A 14,312-nucleotide genomic window follows, 5' to 3' on the forward strand; every position below is an offset into this window, starting at 1 on the left:
GGCGGGGGCCGGGGCGGCCCGGTCGGCGCGGATGCGCAACAGGGTGCAACAGGGTGTCCGTGGGCGGCTGTTGAGTCTGCATGGGCGTCCGCTCCTTTCAGGGGCAGCGCAGCAGGTCGCAGCGGTGGGGCAGGAGGTCTCAGGGGTAGAGCAGCACGTCCTCGCCGGCCCACCGGACGGGCGACGCCGGCGGATCGCACAGCGGCAGCGGGTCGACGCCCGCATCGACGGCGCGCCGCAACCGGTCGGACCCCCACAGCAGGTCGATGAAGTGACGGTGGCCGGTCCCCTCCGCGCCGCTGTCCGCGGTGCGCCAGGCGAAGTTGTCCGGGTACAGCCGCCGGAGCGTGGCGAGCATCGCGACGGCGGTACGTACGGGAGCGAACACCTCGCGGTCGGTGATGTGGAGCTGGACCCCGCGCAGCGGCCGTCCGGCGTGCTTGTGGAAGGTCGGTACGTACCGCAGATCACGGAAGTGCACTCCGGGCAGGGCGAGCTCGGCGAGCGAGGGCGCGAACCGCGCGTCGAGGTACGGGGCCCCGACGATCTCGAAGGGCTGCGTGGTACCCCGGCCCTCCGAGAGATTCGTTCCCTCGAACAGGCAGGTGCCGGGGTAGACGGTGGCAGTGGCGGGCGTCGGGATGTTCGGCGAGGGCGCGACCCACGGCAGGCCGGTGGCTTCCGCGTCCATGGCGCGCTGCCAGCCGACAACCTCGATCACCGTCAAGTCGGCGGCACGGCCCGCCACTTGGGGCACGGTCGAGGCGTTGAGCTGCTGGGCGAGTTCGCCGCAGGTGAGGCCGTGCCGGACGGGGATCGGGGCGCGCCCGACGAAGCTGGCCCACGCCGGGTCGAGGAGTGGGCCCTCGCTGACGAGTCCACCGAGGGGGTTCGGCCGGTCGGCGACCACGAACCGTACGCCTGTACGGGCCGCCGAGACCATCAGGTCGAACATGGTCCACACGTAGGTGTAGAACCTGGCCCCGATGTCCTGCAGGTCGTACACCAGGGCGTCGACGCCGCTGTCGAGCAGCAGTTTGTCGAGACGCTCGCCGTTGCACCGGTATGTGTCGTGTACCGGCAGGCCGGTGGTGGGGTCCGCCCGAGCGGCCTCGCTCTCGCCGGCCTGGCCGGCCCCGTGCAGCCCGTGTTCGGGACCGAACAGGGCGACCAGCCGCGCGCCGGCCTCGACGAGCGCGGACGCGGCCGGGCGCAGGTCGGGGAGGACGCCGGTGTGGTTGGTCACCAGCCCGAGCCGGCCGGGCCCGGCAAGTCCGGGCGACGCGTGCAGTCGTGCGATCCCGGGCGCCACCGCGACGCGGTCGTCCGTGCTCTTCCTTCGCCCCCGTCTGTCGGTGGCGTTTCGGAGCGGCTGTCGGAAATGTACTTGCATGTCCGGGAATTTTGCCATGATTCGCCAACGGAACGTGCCGAGGACGGCCGCGGGATCTCTCGCGGCGGCCGGGGCGGCGCGGCGACGCGAAGAGCGCCGGAAGGCCTCTACGGGGAGGCTGCGAGGGTGTCCCTCACCTCGGGCCCGAACCGCGGGACGCACGTCGAGCCGCACGCGCCGGGTAAGCACCAGCGGCCCCTTGGGGCCAGGGCCAGGGCCAGTAACCAGGCCAGGGCCGGAGCCGAAACCGGACGCCGACATGTCGGAAGACCGGTACCGACCCCGCGGTGCGCGAGTCCAGGTGGACGACCGTCCTGCCGCTCGCGGGCAGCTCCCACCTGTGGGTGGCTTCTTCGAGTTCGCCGGGTGAGTACCGGCTGACGTTCATGTGCAGCGGTGTCGGGCGCGTGGTGCGGACCTCGCCGCGGGTGCCGTTCTCCTGGGGAGGGAGGCAGGGCACCGCGAGGTCGTCGATCGTGCTTTCCCAGGTGCCGAGCAGGGCCGCCGACCGTCGTTCGGGGTAGTTCTCCCACGGCCCGAGCCCGACCCGGCTCGCCTGGTCGAAGCCGTCGACGAGTTCGAACCGCATGCCGACCCGCAGCCCGGCGCGGGTGTCCTCGGACAGGGGCACCCGTTCGGAGAGGAGTTGGTCGCCCTCGGCGAGGCGAGCCGCGGCGGCCGGCGCGGCAACGGGTGTCGTACGGTGCCGTCGGTACCGATCGGTAGAGTTCCCGTCCCGGCGCGCGGTTCAAGGTCGGGGATGCGTGTCTGGAAGATGTCGGTGAACACGAAGACGTCGGTGAACACGAAGGTCTTGGTGAACACGAAGGTCTCGGGGTTCACACCGGGGCCCCTGTCTTCCCGTGCGGCTCGCATGCCCATGGGCATCCCGTGGGCGGACACCGAGGTGTAGGCGCCGAAATGGATGCGTGGTTCGTCGGCGGCGGGACCGACAACGACCACGTGGTATTCGCTCGGCGTGAGCGGCAGGGTGCAGTCGTTGTCGAGCAGGACCATGCCGCGTTCCGGCCGACGGTGAGCGCCGGCTCAACGGCGAGATCGGCCCGACCGGTGCTCATGCTCAGCAGCCGCCCGTCAAGGCTGGTGTGTGACGCTCACCTTTACGGTCAGCGCACCCCTGTTGTCCTGGGAGCAGGACCCGGCGGCGTCGTTGATTGCCAGTTGGAGGGTGCTGTTTCCGGTCGTCCGGAAAGTCAGTTTCCGCCCGACGCTCTGGACGGGGGTGTTCTGCTTGTCGGAGAGGCGTGCCAGCAGGGTTCCGAACGGCGCCGCGGGCTTGATCTTGCAGCTCTTCGCCCCGTCCAGCGACCGGTCCGTGGCCGCGTCGTAACCGGCCGGACCGGTCATGGGATGGTTCTGGTAGTCGACCGTCCATTCTCCGGAAACGAACCGTATGGTGACCCGGTCTCCCTGCTGGACGGACACTCCGGTCACCGACTGCCAGCCGGCCGCCGACTGGACGACCTGACTGGTGGTCGTCGTCGTGGGGCCCTTCTTGAGCGGCAGTGTCCCGGTGAGGAAGAGACCGACGCCGACGCCCGCCACCACCACCGCCGTACCGGCCAGTGCCCACCACAGCCGCCTGCGGCCCCTCGGGCGGGACGACCGCCGGGACGGGGGCTTGAGCGACGTGGTGTGCTGGGCCGTCGGCACGGACTCCCAGGCCGGGACGGGTCGCCCCTGGCCGCTGGTCACGGTGTCCGCGTCGGTCAGTGCGACCGAAGGCCCGAACACGCGCACGGTCGGTGACGGCAGTGGCCCGGCGTCCGCCTCCCCCGCCGCGACGCGCCGCAGTGCGGAACCCGTGGCGGCCGCCGAAGGGCGCTCGTCGGGGGACTTGCGCAGCAGTGCCTCGACGACCGGGCGCAGCGGGCCGAGCCGCTCCGACAGGACGGGTTCCTCGTACGCCACCGCGTGCAGCGTCGCGGGCCGTGCCGGTCTGCGGAACGGGGACTGCCCGCCGCAGACCGTGGCGAGGGTCGCGCCCAGGGACCACAGGTCGGAGGCCGGGCCGACCGGCGATCCCATCACCCGCTCGGGTGCCATGTACTCGAAGGAGCCGATCAGTTCGCCGGTGGTCGTCAGGAACTCGCCGTCGTCCAGGACCGCGATGCCGAAGTCGGTGAGGACGGCGTTGCCGTCGCGGCGCAGCAGTACGTTGGCGGGCTTGACGTCACGGTGCAGGGTGCCGGCCGCGTGCACGGCCTCCAGCGCGTCGAGCAGTTGCACACCCAGGGCGGCGGTGTGCTGCGGCGTGAATGGTCCGCTCTCGGTGATCCAGTGGGCCAGCGAGAGCCCGTCGACGAGTTCCATGACGATCCACAGCCGGTCCTCGAACTCGACCAGGTCGTGGACACCCACCACATGGGGATGCGGCACCCGAGCGACCGCGCGCGCCTCACGGACCGCGCGACGCACCCGTATGCGCTGCTCCTCGTCGCCCTGGGTGAGGACGTGCAGTTCCTTGGCCGCGACCGGGCGGTCCAGCACCTGGTCGTGGGCGCGCCAGACCGTGCCCATCCCGCCTCTGCCGAGGATGTCGTGAAGCAGATACCGACCGGCGATCAGCCGCCCTGAGCCGCGTTCCGAACGCGTCGCCGCCTGGTGATCGCCATCTCCGGATAGCACGCGCTCTCTCACGTTTCCTTCCCGGTGGCCTGGACGCCTGCCGGCCGTTGTTCGGTCGATCGTTGTTCGGTCGATCGACGCTTGTTCGATCGTCGTTCGTTCGGGGTTGAGCATAGCGGAGCGCATCGTGGTCACATGCCGTCAACTGAGCTGTGGCGACGGGTCTTTGGCGGCACACGCTCTTCCGGGAATCCGGCTGACTCTCGGTCGGGGCCACGGCGGGAAGGTCGCTGACACGGCTCGTTCCCGTGCGACAGCAGGACAGGGAAGACGCCCGCTCGGCGCGTGATCCCTCTGGGCGACCGTGCTGATCTGTGCAGTGGGCCGTGCAGTGGGCATCAACGGGCGTCCAGGAGACTGCGCGGTGCTCGGACGCTTTCGGACGGATCGTCTCCTTCTGCCGTCCGGGCTGACCAGGGGCCCGTGGTCAGGATGCCCAGGACGAGGATGGCCAGTCCGCAGCCGGCGATGATCCACCAGGCGGCCGGGCGTGCTCCGGCGGCGATCGTGGCGCCGGTCACCGCGATGCCGAGCGCGGCGCCGACCTGACGGCCGGTCGCGGCGATCGCGGCAGCGACCCCGGCTTGGGCGCGTGGCAGGCCCGAGACCGCTGTGTTGGTGATGGGCGCGTTGACGAAACCGAAGCCCAGCCCGAACAGTGCGTACGCCGCGTAGAGCAGGATGTCCGAGCGGTCGGCGGTGCGGGTGGCGGGGATGGCCAGCAGGCCGCCGGCGGTGATGCCGGCCCCGGCGAGCAGCAGTGGGATGCGCGGGCCGCGGCTGCCCACGATCCGCCCGGCCAGTGGCGGGCAGACCAGGGACAGTACCGCCATCGGCAGCAGGTGCACTCCGGTGCTCAGGGCACCGAGCCCCAACACCTGCTGCAGGTAGAGGGTGTTGGCGAACAGGAAGCCGCCGAGCGCGGTGAAGGCGCACACCGCCATCACCGTCGCCCCGCTGAAGGGCACGCTGCGGAAGAGGCGCGGATCGATCAGCGGTTCGTCGCGCCGCTTCTCGTAGGGGATGAAGGCGGCCAGCGTGCCGGCCGCGGCGATCAGGCAGGTCACGATGACGGGTGAGGTCCAGCCCCGGCCCGGTGCCTCGATGATGGCGTACGTCAGTGTGCCGAGCGCGGTGATCACCAGCAGTTGGCCCACCGGGTCCACCCTGCGGGGGCTTGGCGCGCGTGACTCCGGGACGAACAGGGCGGCGAGCAGCATCGCGGCCAGCCCGATCGGTACGTTCAGCCAGAACACCGACCGCCATCCGGCCGTCTGCACCAGTACGCCGCCGAGGATCGGCCCCGCCGCCATGCTGACGCCCACCACCCCGCCCCACACGCCGATGGCCCTTGCCCGCTGCCGCGGCTGTGGGAAGGCGTTGGCGAGGATCGCCATGGCGACCGGGGTGAGCATGCAGCCGCCCACCGCCTGTGCCATACGGAAGACGATCAGCCAGTCCAGCGATGGTGCCAGGCTGCACAGTGCCGATCCGCCGGTGAACAACACGAGCCCGAGGAGGAAGACGCGCCGTCGCCCGACGCGGTCGGCCGTGGAGCCGGCCAGTATGAGCAGGGAGGCCAGCACGATGGTGTACGCGTCGAGGGTCCACTGCAGGCCGGACACGGAGCTGTGCAGGTCGTCCTGTATCGAGGGCAGGGCGACATTGAGGATGGTGGTGTCGAGGCTGACCAGCAGCACGCTCAGGCAGCAGACGGCCAGGACCAACGAGGGTCTGCTGCGGCCGGGTTGAGACACGTCGGCTCCCCTTCCCGGGTTCAGTGCCGCGGCCGGTCGGTGGCGTGGGCCTCGGCGAAGTCCCAGAGCACCGGCAGGAATTGCTCGGGCGTCTCGGTCTGGGGCATGTGGCCGGTGCCCTCCAGCAGACGGAACTCCGCGTCGGGGACGGCCTGGGCGTACGCGCGTCCGTAGTCGGCGTCCACGACCTGGTCGCCGGCGCCCCACGCGACCAGGGTCGGGTGGGAGACCTTGGCGAGGCGGTCGGTCAGGGTGGGGTCGGCCATGGCGTGCGGGCCCGAATAGAGCTGCAGGGTGGCACGGTTGGCGGCCATGACCGCGCGCTGCGCCTCGGTCAGCTTGCTGGGGTCGAAGCGGAACTTCGAGGGGTCATGGAAGGAGAGGCGGGACAGCTCGACGGGCGTCAGGGAGAAGGTGTCGGCTATCGGGTGGCCGGGGACGGGGATGCCGACTGCGTTGACGAGAGTGACGCTGCTGATCCGGTCGCTGCCCAGGGCCGCCAGTTCGGCGGCGATCCAGCCGCCGATCGAGTTGCCGACGACGGCGACGTTCCGCAGGTCGAGTGCGTCGAGCAGCTGCGCGTAGACCTGGGCCAGGGTCGTGACGTCGGTCAGCCACTCGGGGCGGGCGGTGCCGTCGAAGCCGGGGTGGACGGGGGTGAACACCCTGGCCGGACGCTGCTCGGCCAGGAGACCGGCGAAGGGGGTGACGGTCTGCGGGCCGCCGCCTCCGTGCAGGAGCAGGAAGGGACGGCCCTCCTGCCCGTAGAGGTCGACGGTGACGTCGAGGGTGCCCTGGTCGAGCGTGAGGGTGTGGGTGCTGCGGGTCATTCGGTGCTCCTCAAGTGGGTTGTATCAAGGGGTAATTCGGGCTGCCGTCACGCGAAGTCGGTCGCGGGGACCGTGGCGTAGCGGCTCATCACCGCGACGGTCGACTCCGGGGTGAGTTCCTGGCCGCCCGCGATCATGGTCCGCAGGTCGCGGAAGTACTGCACATACAGGTCGGGCGTGAAGGTGTTGAGCATCACCGCGGGCGTGTCGCTGAGGTTGGCGAAGGTGTGCGGGGCGCCGGGCGGGATCATGGCGAGCGTGCCGGCCGGGGCCACGTGGGTCGTCTCCCCGACGGTGAAGTGCACGGTGCCGGAGACGACGTAGAAGCCCTCGTCGTGCTGGGCGTGGCGGTGCTGCGGCGGGCCCTGGGTGTGCGGGGCGATGGTGATCTCTCCGATTCCCAGGCGGTGCCCGGTGGTGCTGCCGTCCTCGAGGATGCGCATCTGCGTGGGGCCCAGCTGGATCGTCTCGCCGTCGTCCGGGCCGACCACGGAAACCGTACTCATTGCTTCTCCTTCGTGAGGGCTGACTCTCATGAGATTAGAGAAGGTGGGTGGCGTAATGCAAGTCGACTCTCATAACGAGGGATGACTGCTAAGATGTGGATGAGTCAACAGGAGGAGTCTTACAATGACGGCGCAGGCGGGCACCGGCCGAACCAACCAGAAGCAGCGCACGCGCACGGCGATCGTGGCGGCCGCCCGGGATCTCACCGGCACGGGCGCCGAGGTGACCATGCCCGCGATCGCCCGCGCGGCCCTGGTCTCCGAGGCCACCGCCTACCGGTACTTCCCCGACCTGCCGTCGCTGATCAGCGAGGCCCTGGCCGGCGTCTGGCCGTCCCCCGCCGAGGCGCTCGCGCCGGTCGCAGGCTCCATCGACCCCGTCGAACGCATCGCCTTCGCCTGTGAGTTCCTCCTCCGCGGCATCCTCGCCCGCCAGGGCTCGGTACGCGCGATGATCGCGGCCACCATCACCCGGCCCGAGTCGGTAACCATGCGACCGGGCATTCGCTTCGGACTCATCGACCATGCGCTGCTCCCTCTGGAGGACACACTCGGCGCGACGGACCCGGACGCCTTCACCCAGCTCAAGCGGAACCTCGCGGTGGTCGTGAGCGCCGAGGCGCTCTTCACCCTCACCGATCTGTGCGGGCTCGATCCCGACGAGGCCGTCGCGAGCGCCGTACGGACCGCGGCCACCCTGACTGAGGCCGCAGTACGCGCGATCGCGTAGCGGCTGGGGCGCCGTCCACCGGCAGGGTGACGTCGGTGACGTCGGTGAGGTGGGAGGCGCGGTCGCTGAGTTGCCAGGCTGCGGCTTGCGCCGGTTCGTGGGGTTCGGCGGCGCGGAGCGGGGGGCCTGGCGTTGAGTTCCTCGACGACCTCGGGGTGGTGCCGCGCCGCTGCCACTCGGTGATCATCTCGGTTCGGGTGGTGCCGGGGGGAGATGGCGTTGTGGTCGCTTCGGGTCCCGTTCTCTCCTACGGCGATGCTGCTGAACGTTTTGGCGATGGCGATGGCGATGGCGATGGCGGTGGCGGTGGCGGTGGCGGTGGCGGTGGCCGAGAGGCCCAGGCCTATCGCGCTGCGTTCCCGGACGCCTCTACGGAGTTCCTGTTCGAACTCGGCCAGTCCGACTGCCGGTTCCGCATGTCCCGGCTGAACCTGGCCCGGGTGTACACGGCCGGTGGCGGCCCGGCGGACCCGTACGACCTCACTTTCGCCACTCCGGCCCGTTTCCGCTCCGCCCGGACGTGCGACACCGAACAGCGCCTCGTCCAACTCCTCGACATCGAAGCCACGGTCGCCACCTGGCCCGAGAAAGCCTCCCGCCGGTTGTGGTTGGTTCGCGACCGCGCGAGAACGGTTTCGACGTCGCCGAGGACCTGCACCGGGCGACCCTTGTCCGCGCGGGACATCGGCCGGACAGGGCTGGTGTCTCACCGAACAACGCCGGCCCCGAAAATCCCCGCACCGACCCCGCTCTCCACTGCCCGCAACGATGGTTGGTGTGCAAGCCGGGCTCGGTCGAGGGCAGGCTGGGCGAAAGGCGCCCGACCGGGTGAAAGCCCAGGTCAGGCGCCTTTCTTCGTGCGTCTAGAAGAAGCCCAGCTTCTTCGGCGAGTACGACACCAGGAGGTTCTTCGTCTGCTGGTGGTACACGGGCTACACGTTGCTGACCAGTGCACATAGCGACTTCCCGCACTCGGAGCGGTTCGTTGGCCCGGGAATGGTCCGGATCTTGACCGTGAGCGGTTGTTCGGCGTCGGCTCGTCTCGCATGTGCAGGCAGTCGGCAGTGCTCCGATCGGTTCCCTGAACTCAATCCTGCCCAACGGCATCCTCGGCGGCTGAGCTGGTGAGATGGGGCCGCTGGTTCGGCTTTGCCGGTCAGGTGGTCGCGGGGTGCCCGTCCCACCATTTCCGTTCGCTGCCGCGGGGATCCTGGACGACTTGGTGAGCTCTGTCGTCGTTGTTGTGGGCGTAGGACATGATCTGGCGAGTATCGGTGTCGTGGGCGGGCGAGAGCACTTCTTTGCCCTTGGCGAAGTCGGCCCACGTCTGGTGGAGTGTCTCGGCCAGGTCCTGCGGGGGGTTGGGGTCGGTGAACTTCTGACTGTCGGCCAGGTCCAGGGTGGTCCAGGCGAAGGGCAGGTCCAGGCTGTGGCAGGCGCCGACGCCGACCTGCTTGTCGTTGGGCGCGACCTGCGAGCGCCAGCCGGAAGTGCCGCGGTACGGGCGGCTGCCGATACGGTCGAAGCTGCTTGCAGGACCTGCACATCCCATGCTCACCGTGAGAGGCGATCTCTCAACAGCAAGTCCAGCCGGTGTCCTTGATGCATCTCCCCGAACCGCGGGGTGCGACCTGTCGGAGGGCCCTGCGCCCCACGGGGCGACGCACGGGCGCCCCGCCGACGTGACGCCGACAGACCGGCTCCAGAGGAGTCCCAGGCCCACACTGCGCGTCCGCGCGCTGGTTCTCTCCACGCGGACCGTGCGCAACTGCCCTGCGCTATCAGGTAATTGACGTGGCGGTCGGGGGGCTGCTTCACTGGGGCAGTGGCTGAGCCACTAGACCAATAAGTCGCTGAACCAGTGGGCCACTAGACCAGTGAGCCGCTGAACCATTGACCGAAGCCTGGGAGATTCTCCGTGGCCGTCGAAAGCATTCTGCGCCGAACCGTGGTCGACCTGCTTGAAGCGCGGCTGCGTGACGACATTCTGAGCGGCACGCACGAACCCGGATCCCTGCTGCCCCCCGAGAGGGAGCTGGCCGCCGGGTACGGGGTCACCCGTACGACCTTGAAGCACGCGCTGACCCGGTTGGAGCAGGCGGGACTGCTGAGCACCCGGCACGGCATCGGCACCCGCATCCTGGATTACCTGCGGGTCGGCGGCGCCGACCTGCTTCCGATGCTGGCCGCACAGGACCCCACGTGGCTGCGGGAGGTCTTCGAGGTGCGGCGGCAGATCGGCACCCTGATCGCCGGCCGCGCGGCCGACCGGCGCACGGAACGACAGGCCCGGCGGCTGGAACACCTGCTGCGTCAGGTCGCGGACGGCCCGGACGTCGACGCCGTCCAGCTCGCCGACGTGGAAGTGCATCGCGAACTGGCGCGGGCCACGGGGAACCGGGTCTATCTGCTCCTCACGAACACGCTGTTCAACGCCTACCTTCCGGTGCGGGCCGCGCTGCGGGCGCCGTTCGAGGACGCGGCGCGGGCGACGGACCGGCTCGCGCCGGTGGTACGGGCCGTGGTCGACCGGGACGGCGAGGAGGCACGGCGCGCGGCGGAGACGTATCTGGCCGGCACCGAGAAGATCATGCTCGGTTCGCTGAGCAGTTCTCGCGGGCGGCCGACCGCCGACGGTCCCCGGTAGCCGCGCTTCCCGGCGGCGACTCCGGGCCCGCCGGCTCCCGTCGAGGCGAGGTGTGTGCGGCGAAGCGGCCCGGCCTCGGAGTGGCCCCGATCATGCACGGATGCCCGTTCATCCCACGTTTCCTTCATTGTCATGCATAGGTCAACGCTGACGTCCTGGTGAACGCCCGGCGGGGTGGGACCAGGTGCGCGGCTGCGACCCCTCAGGTGCCCGAGGCAATCCGGGCCCATCACCCCTAGGACGGCCGCCCGTTCACCGTGGGCGCGGCGGCGACCAACAACACAAGGAGCATGGTGAGCAGATCAAGCAAGAGACGCGGCGTCCTCATCGGCGTGATGCTGTCCGCGGTCATCGGCGGCACCGTCCAGCCGGCGATCGCCGCGCCGGTGCGGGACGCGGGAGACCAGGCCACGCCGTTCCGGGAGTCTCCGATGCGGTCGACCGAGCAGGAGATCGCGCGGGCGCTGTCCGCCTCGCTGCGCGACCCGCAGTGGCGCGAGCAGGTCCGTGCGGCCGCGCTCGGCACCGAGGACGTGGACCTCCAGGCGCTGGCGGGCAGGACCGCCGCTCCGGAGGGCAAGAACCTGTTCGCTTCCGTCTCTGCCGCGGACCGTCGCATCGCGGGCCTGAAGGGCCTGCCCGCGTCGACCGGGTCGCTGCTGCGCGTTCGGCTGGGCGCGCCGTCCATGCGGTCGCACCTGAACGCCGACGTCACTCCCTGGATCGCCGTCGCCGCGGCCGACGACGCCGCCAAGAACATCACGGCGTACGACAGCCAGGGCCACACCCACGCCGTCGACACCGCGCGCGTCCCCGACCGCCCCGCTGTACGTCCTGGACATCGACGTCACCAAGGCTCACCGGGCCGGCCTGAAGGTGCTGCAGAAGGCCTTCGCCGACAAGGGGCTGGCCTCCCTCCCGTCGAAGGCAGCGAACAGCGCCGACGCCGCGAGCGCGGCGGGCTGGTGGGCGACCAAGGTCACGGCTGTCGAGGTGAACGACGACCAGGAGCCCTGGTTCAAGGGCTCCGCCGAGATGTTCTCGCTGGTGACCGGCTTCGGCCAGGACGGCACGGCGCGCGTCGACTCGGTGGACATGCCCTACCTGGACTACGACGGCACCGTCTACTACCCGAACCAGGTCCTGGTCAACTGGTCGAACTACAAGTACAACCTGGCCGACGTCGTCATGATGGAGGACGACGACGGCACCAACTACCGTGCGCTGGCACAGGCGATCACCACGGCGCTGCTCACCGTGACGGACCAGGGCACCTACATTCCGTTGGTGAACGCGGTCCTGAGCGCGATCCCCGACAGCTGGTTCACCGACGATCCCGACTACGTGGAGTCCTGGTACACCCTCGCCCAGAATTCCTCGGGCCGGCTGAACGGCGCCTCGGGCAACGGCTGGATGACCGTCGAGCCCTACTTTGTCGAGGAGTTCTAGACCTCGCACGCAAGCGCGGACCGGCCGCCGCACCTCGGTGAACGCGCCGGTCCGGGCCGAGGACACGGCCGTCGTGCCGGAGGCCGCACGCCTCCGACACCACGGCGCAGCCGTGCCCGGCACTGACCAAGAGGGGCACCTGCCGGACATCTGACCTGGTCAGGCACCCCTTTTCTGCGACTGGAAGAAGCCCAGCCGCTTCGCCGAGTAGGACACCAGGAGGTGCTTCGTCTGCTGGTGATACATGGTCTGCGCGCCTCTGAGCAGCACGAATGCGGTTGAGGGAGCGGTGTGTCGGCCCTGGCCCGAGCATGGCCCGGATCTTGATCGCAGCCTGTGTCAGCGATTGCGGAGGCCGGTCCCGACGAGGTGAGCTGAGGCGAAGGGACTTGGCGACAGGTCGCTTCATCACCTGCCGCGGCTGCACTGGACTGGTTCGCCGCGCCTCCCGACGAGCCGGTGGTGCTGTGCACCTAGACCGTCAACGACCCCTCGGTGCGCCTCGCGGTGAAGCCGGGGTTCACAGAGGTGGAGCGGTTCGAGGAGTACGGCGCTCAGCGGTGGTTCGGCGTGTGGTACTCGTCGTCCGGCTTCAGGACCGGACACGGAACGGGGCGGGCAGGGCGCAGGGCGACGTCACGGGGTATCTACTTCACGGCCGGTGCTCTGGTCGTGGGCCAGGGCGTGGGTGACCGCGGTGGTGCTCTCGTACAGGACCCGGTACTGGGTGAACCGGCGGTCGTAGACACCCGCGGTGGCGGGATCGGGCCGGACCACCGATTCCGCCGGATTCCAGACCGCGATGTCCGGTCGGCCGATCAGCCCGGCGGCGAGGAAGGCGGCACCGTAACTGGCACCGATGGTCGTGCGGGCGACGATCTGTTCGAGACCGGTGACATCGCTGACGATCTGAGGCCACAGTCCGCCCCGGGTGCCGCCGCCGACCGCCACGATCCGCCGGATGTCGGCGCCGGCCGCGAGCATCGTCTCGACGTTGTGCCGGACACCGTAGGCGGTGGCCTCCAGCGCCGCCCGCATCAGGTCGGCCCGGGTGTGACCCAGCGTCAGGCCCGCGATCACGCCCCGGGCGTCGGGGTCCATGACGGGTGTCCGTTCCCCGGCGAAGTACGGCAGCATCACCAGGCCGTTCGCACCCGGGGGCGAGGCGGCCGCCTCGTCGAACAGCACGCCGAGGTCGACGTCGCCGAAGAGGTGCCCGAGCCAGTCGGTGACGGCTCCGGAGGTGGCCATACCGCCGGCCAGGCAACGCGTGCCGGGCAGGGCGCCGACCGTGGACCACATCGACGGGCTGGTCACGAGCCGGTCGACGGTGTTCACCAGGAACATCGTGGTGCCGTACATCAGCATCAGGTCGCCGACGCCGTGGCCGCCGACGCTGATGGCCTCGCTCCAGGCGTCGATCGTCCCCACGATGACCGGCGTCCCGGCCGGGACGCCCGCGACGGGCGTGCTCACCCGGCCGGCCTCCTCGCCCGGCCAGCGCAGCGGGGGGAGTTCGATGCCGGGTGCGATGTGCTCGGCCCACTCGGGGATCCAGCGCTGCTCGTGGATGTCGAACAGCGGGGTGCACTGGCTGGCGGAATGCAGGTCCAGCACGTAGGCGCCGGTCAGCCGGTGGGCGAGCCACGAGGCAGGCATGAGGAGGCGGCGGGCGCGTGCCCACACCCCGGGCTCCCGCTCGCTGATCCAGGCGAGTTTCGGCCCGACGGCCTGGGACGACAGCGCCGAACCGCACCTGCGGAAGACGGTGTCCGACCCCAACTCCCGGTTCAGCCGGGCGATCTGTTCCCCGGCGCGGGTGTCCACCCCGTACAGCACCGCCGGACGCACCGGCTCTCCCGCGTCATCGACCAGAAGGGTGCACGGGCCCATGCCGCTGACTCCGACGGCGCGGACGGTGACGTCGTCGCGATCGAGCAACTCGGCCGCGAGCGAGACGAACTCGTCCCACCACACATGTGCGTCCATCTCGACGTGCCCCGGCCGGGGACGGTCGACCACGTGACTGCGTACGGCCTCACCCAGGATGCGGCCGGCAGTGTCGACCACCACGCCCTTGGTGCTGGAGGTGCCAACGTCAACTCCGAAGACGACGTCGATCATGTACTGCCTCCCTTGGCGCCGGGTGCGCCACCGTAGGTTGTCGCTCGGTCCGGCGGGCGGCCGCGGTTCAGCCGGACGGCTGCCGGAGATGTCGTCACATCTGTACCTCGGACGAGCGCGGCGGCGCCCCTCCTGGTCTCCATGTCAGAACCCGAATACCGGATCCGCGCCCAGTACACGGACTTCTTGGTCTGCTGGTGGTACAGAGGTAGCGCATCGCTGACCAG

11 protein-coding genes and 2 pseudogenes are annotated in these 14,312 nt (G+C 70.2%); 5 read left to right on the top strand and 8 right to left on the bottom strand.

Translation table 11 applies throughout. The features are described from left to right. Positions 1-139 precede the first annotated feature (139 nt). The 6 genes from RV986_RS45030 to RV986_RS45055 all read right to left on the bottom strand — a co-directional run bounded on the left by RV986_RS45030 (position 140) and on the right by RV986_RS45055 (position 7,135). Positions 140-1,312, bottom strand: coding sequence for an exo-beta-N-acetylmuramidase NamZ family protein (locus RV986_RS45030; RefSeq protein WP_475922880.1), 1,173 nt, complete (start codon positions 1,310-1,312; stop codon positions 140-142). A 214-nt stretch (positions 1,313-1,526) separates the two neighbouring features. After that, positions 1,527-2,024, bottom strand: coding sequence for a beta-galactosidase small subunit-related protein (locus RV986_RS45035; RefSeq protein WP_475922881.1), 498 nt, complete (start codon positions 2,022-2,024; stop codon positions 1,527-1,529). Positions 2,025-2,488: 464 nt separating this feature from the next. Next, complete coding sequence (locus RV986_RS45040) at positions 2,489-4,042, bottom strand: serine/threonine-protein kinase (protein WP_475922882.1); 1,554 nt, start codon at positions 4,040-4,042, stop codon at positions 2,489-2,491. A gap of 338 nt (positions 4,043-4,380) precedes the next feature. Continuing rightward, positions 4,381-5,799 (bottom strand): DHA2 family efflux MFS transporter permease subunit, encoded by a 1,419-nt coding sequence (locus tag RV986_RS45045; RefSeq protein ID WP_475922883.1) that lies wholly within the window; start codon positions 5,797-5,799, stop codon positions 4,381-4,383. Between the two features lie 20 nt (positions 5,800-5,819). Then, positions 5,820-6,629 carry an alpha/beta fold hydrolase gene (locus RV986_RS45050; RefSeq protein WP_475922884.1) on the bottom strand — a complete coding sequence of 270 codons (810 nt, stop codon included), beginning with the start codon at positions 6,627-6,629 and terminating at the stop codon, positions 5,820-5,822. Between the two features lie 47 nt (positions 6,630-6,676). After that, positions 6,677-7,135 carry a cupin domain-containing protein gene (locus tag RV986_RS45055; RefSeq protein ID WP_475922885.1) on the bottom strand — a complete coding sequence of 153 codons (459 nt, stop codon included), beginning with the start codon at positions 7,133-7,135 and terminating at the stop codon, positions 6,677-6,679. Between the two features lie 124 nt (positions 7,136-7,259). Here RV986_RS45055 and RV986_RS45060 point away from each other — a divergent pair, with 124 nt between their 5' ends. Beyond that, entirely contained in the window at positions 7,260-7,865 is a 606-nt protein-coding gene (locus RV986_RS45060) for a TetR/AcrR family transcriptional regulator (RefSeq protein WP_475922886.1), read from the top strand. A gap of 1,156 nt (positions 7,866-9,021) precedes the next feature. On the opposite strand, the gene RV986_RS45065 is transcribed toward RV986_RS45060, so the two are convergent. Beyond that, the gene (locus RV986_RS45065; RefSeq protein ID WP_475922887.1) at positions 9,022-9,417 is read right to left on the bottom strand and encodes a hypothetical protein; all 396 of its coding nucleotides are present in this window, start codon (positions 9,415-9,417) and stop codon (positions 9,022-9,024) included. A gap of 366 nt (positions 9,418-9,783) precedes the next feature. Between RV986_RS45065 and RV986_RS45070 the strand changes: the two genes are divergently transcribed. The 4 genes and pseudogenes from RV986_RS45070 to RV986_RS45085 form a co-directional block, all read left to right on the top strand. Further along, positions 9,784-10,512 carry a FadR/GntR family transcriptional regulator gene (locus RV986_RS45070; protein WP_475922888.1) on the top strand — a complete coding sequence of 243 codons (729 nt, stop codon included), beginning with the start codon at positions 9,784-9,786 and terminating at the stop codon, positions 10,510-10,512. A gap of 431 nt (positions 10,513-10,943) precedes the next feature. Then, positions 10,944-11,264, top strand: a pseudogene (locus RV986_RS45075) (DUF3103 family protein); the annotation flags it as partial. A gap of 118 nt (positions 11,265-11,382) precedes the next feature. Then, on the top strand, positions 11,383-11,961 hold the full coding sequence (locus RV986_RS45080; protein ID WP_475924663.1) for a DUF3103 family protein: 579 nt from the start codon (positions 11,383-11,385) through the stop codon (positions 11,959-11,961). Positions 11,962-12,372: 411 nt separating this feature from the next. Continuing rightward, positions 12,373-12,537: pseudogene (locus RV986_RS45085) on the top strand (GNAT family N-acetyltransferase); the annotation flags it as partial. Between the two features lie 60 nt (positions 12,538-12,597). Here RV986_RS45085 and RV986_RS45090 read toward each other — a convergent pair. Continuing rightward, on the bottom strand, positions 12,598-14,085 hold the full coding sequence (locus tag RV986_RS45090) for an FGGY-family carbohydrate kinase (RefSeq protein WP_475922889.1): 1,488 nt from the start codon (positions 14,083-14,085) through the stop codon (positions 12,598-12,600). Positions 14,086-14,312: the final 227 nt, after the last annotated feature.

The organism is Streptomyces sp. RLA012 (assembly GCF_056270325.1).

Excerpts from the sequence above, each read along its gene's own strand:
- RV986_RS45065 (WP_475922887.1), bottom strand. The coding sequence starts at position 9,417 with ATGGGATGTGCAGGTCCTGCAAGCAGCTTCGACCGTATCGGCAGCCGC.
- RV986_RS45090 (WP_475922889.1), bottom strand. The coding sequence starts at position 14,085 with ATGATCGACGTCGTCTTCGGAGTTGACGTTGGCACCTCCAGCACCAAG.
- RV986_RS45055 (WP_475922885.1), bottom strand. The coding sequence starts at position 7,135 with ATGAGTACGGTTTCCGTGGTCGGCCCGGACGACGGCGAGACGATCCAG.
- RV986_RS45050 (WP_475922884.1), bottom strand. The coding sequence starts at position 6,629 with ATGACCCGCAGCACCCACACCCTCACGCTCGACCAGGGCACCCTCGAC.
- RV986_RS45060 (WP_475922886.1), top strand. The coding sequence starts at position 7,260 with ATGACGGCGCAGGCGGGCACCGGCCGAACCAACCAGAAGCAGCGCACG.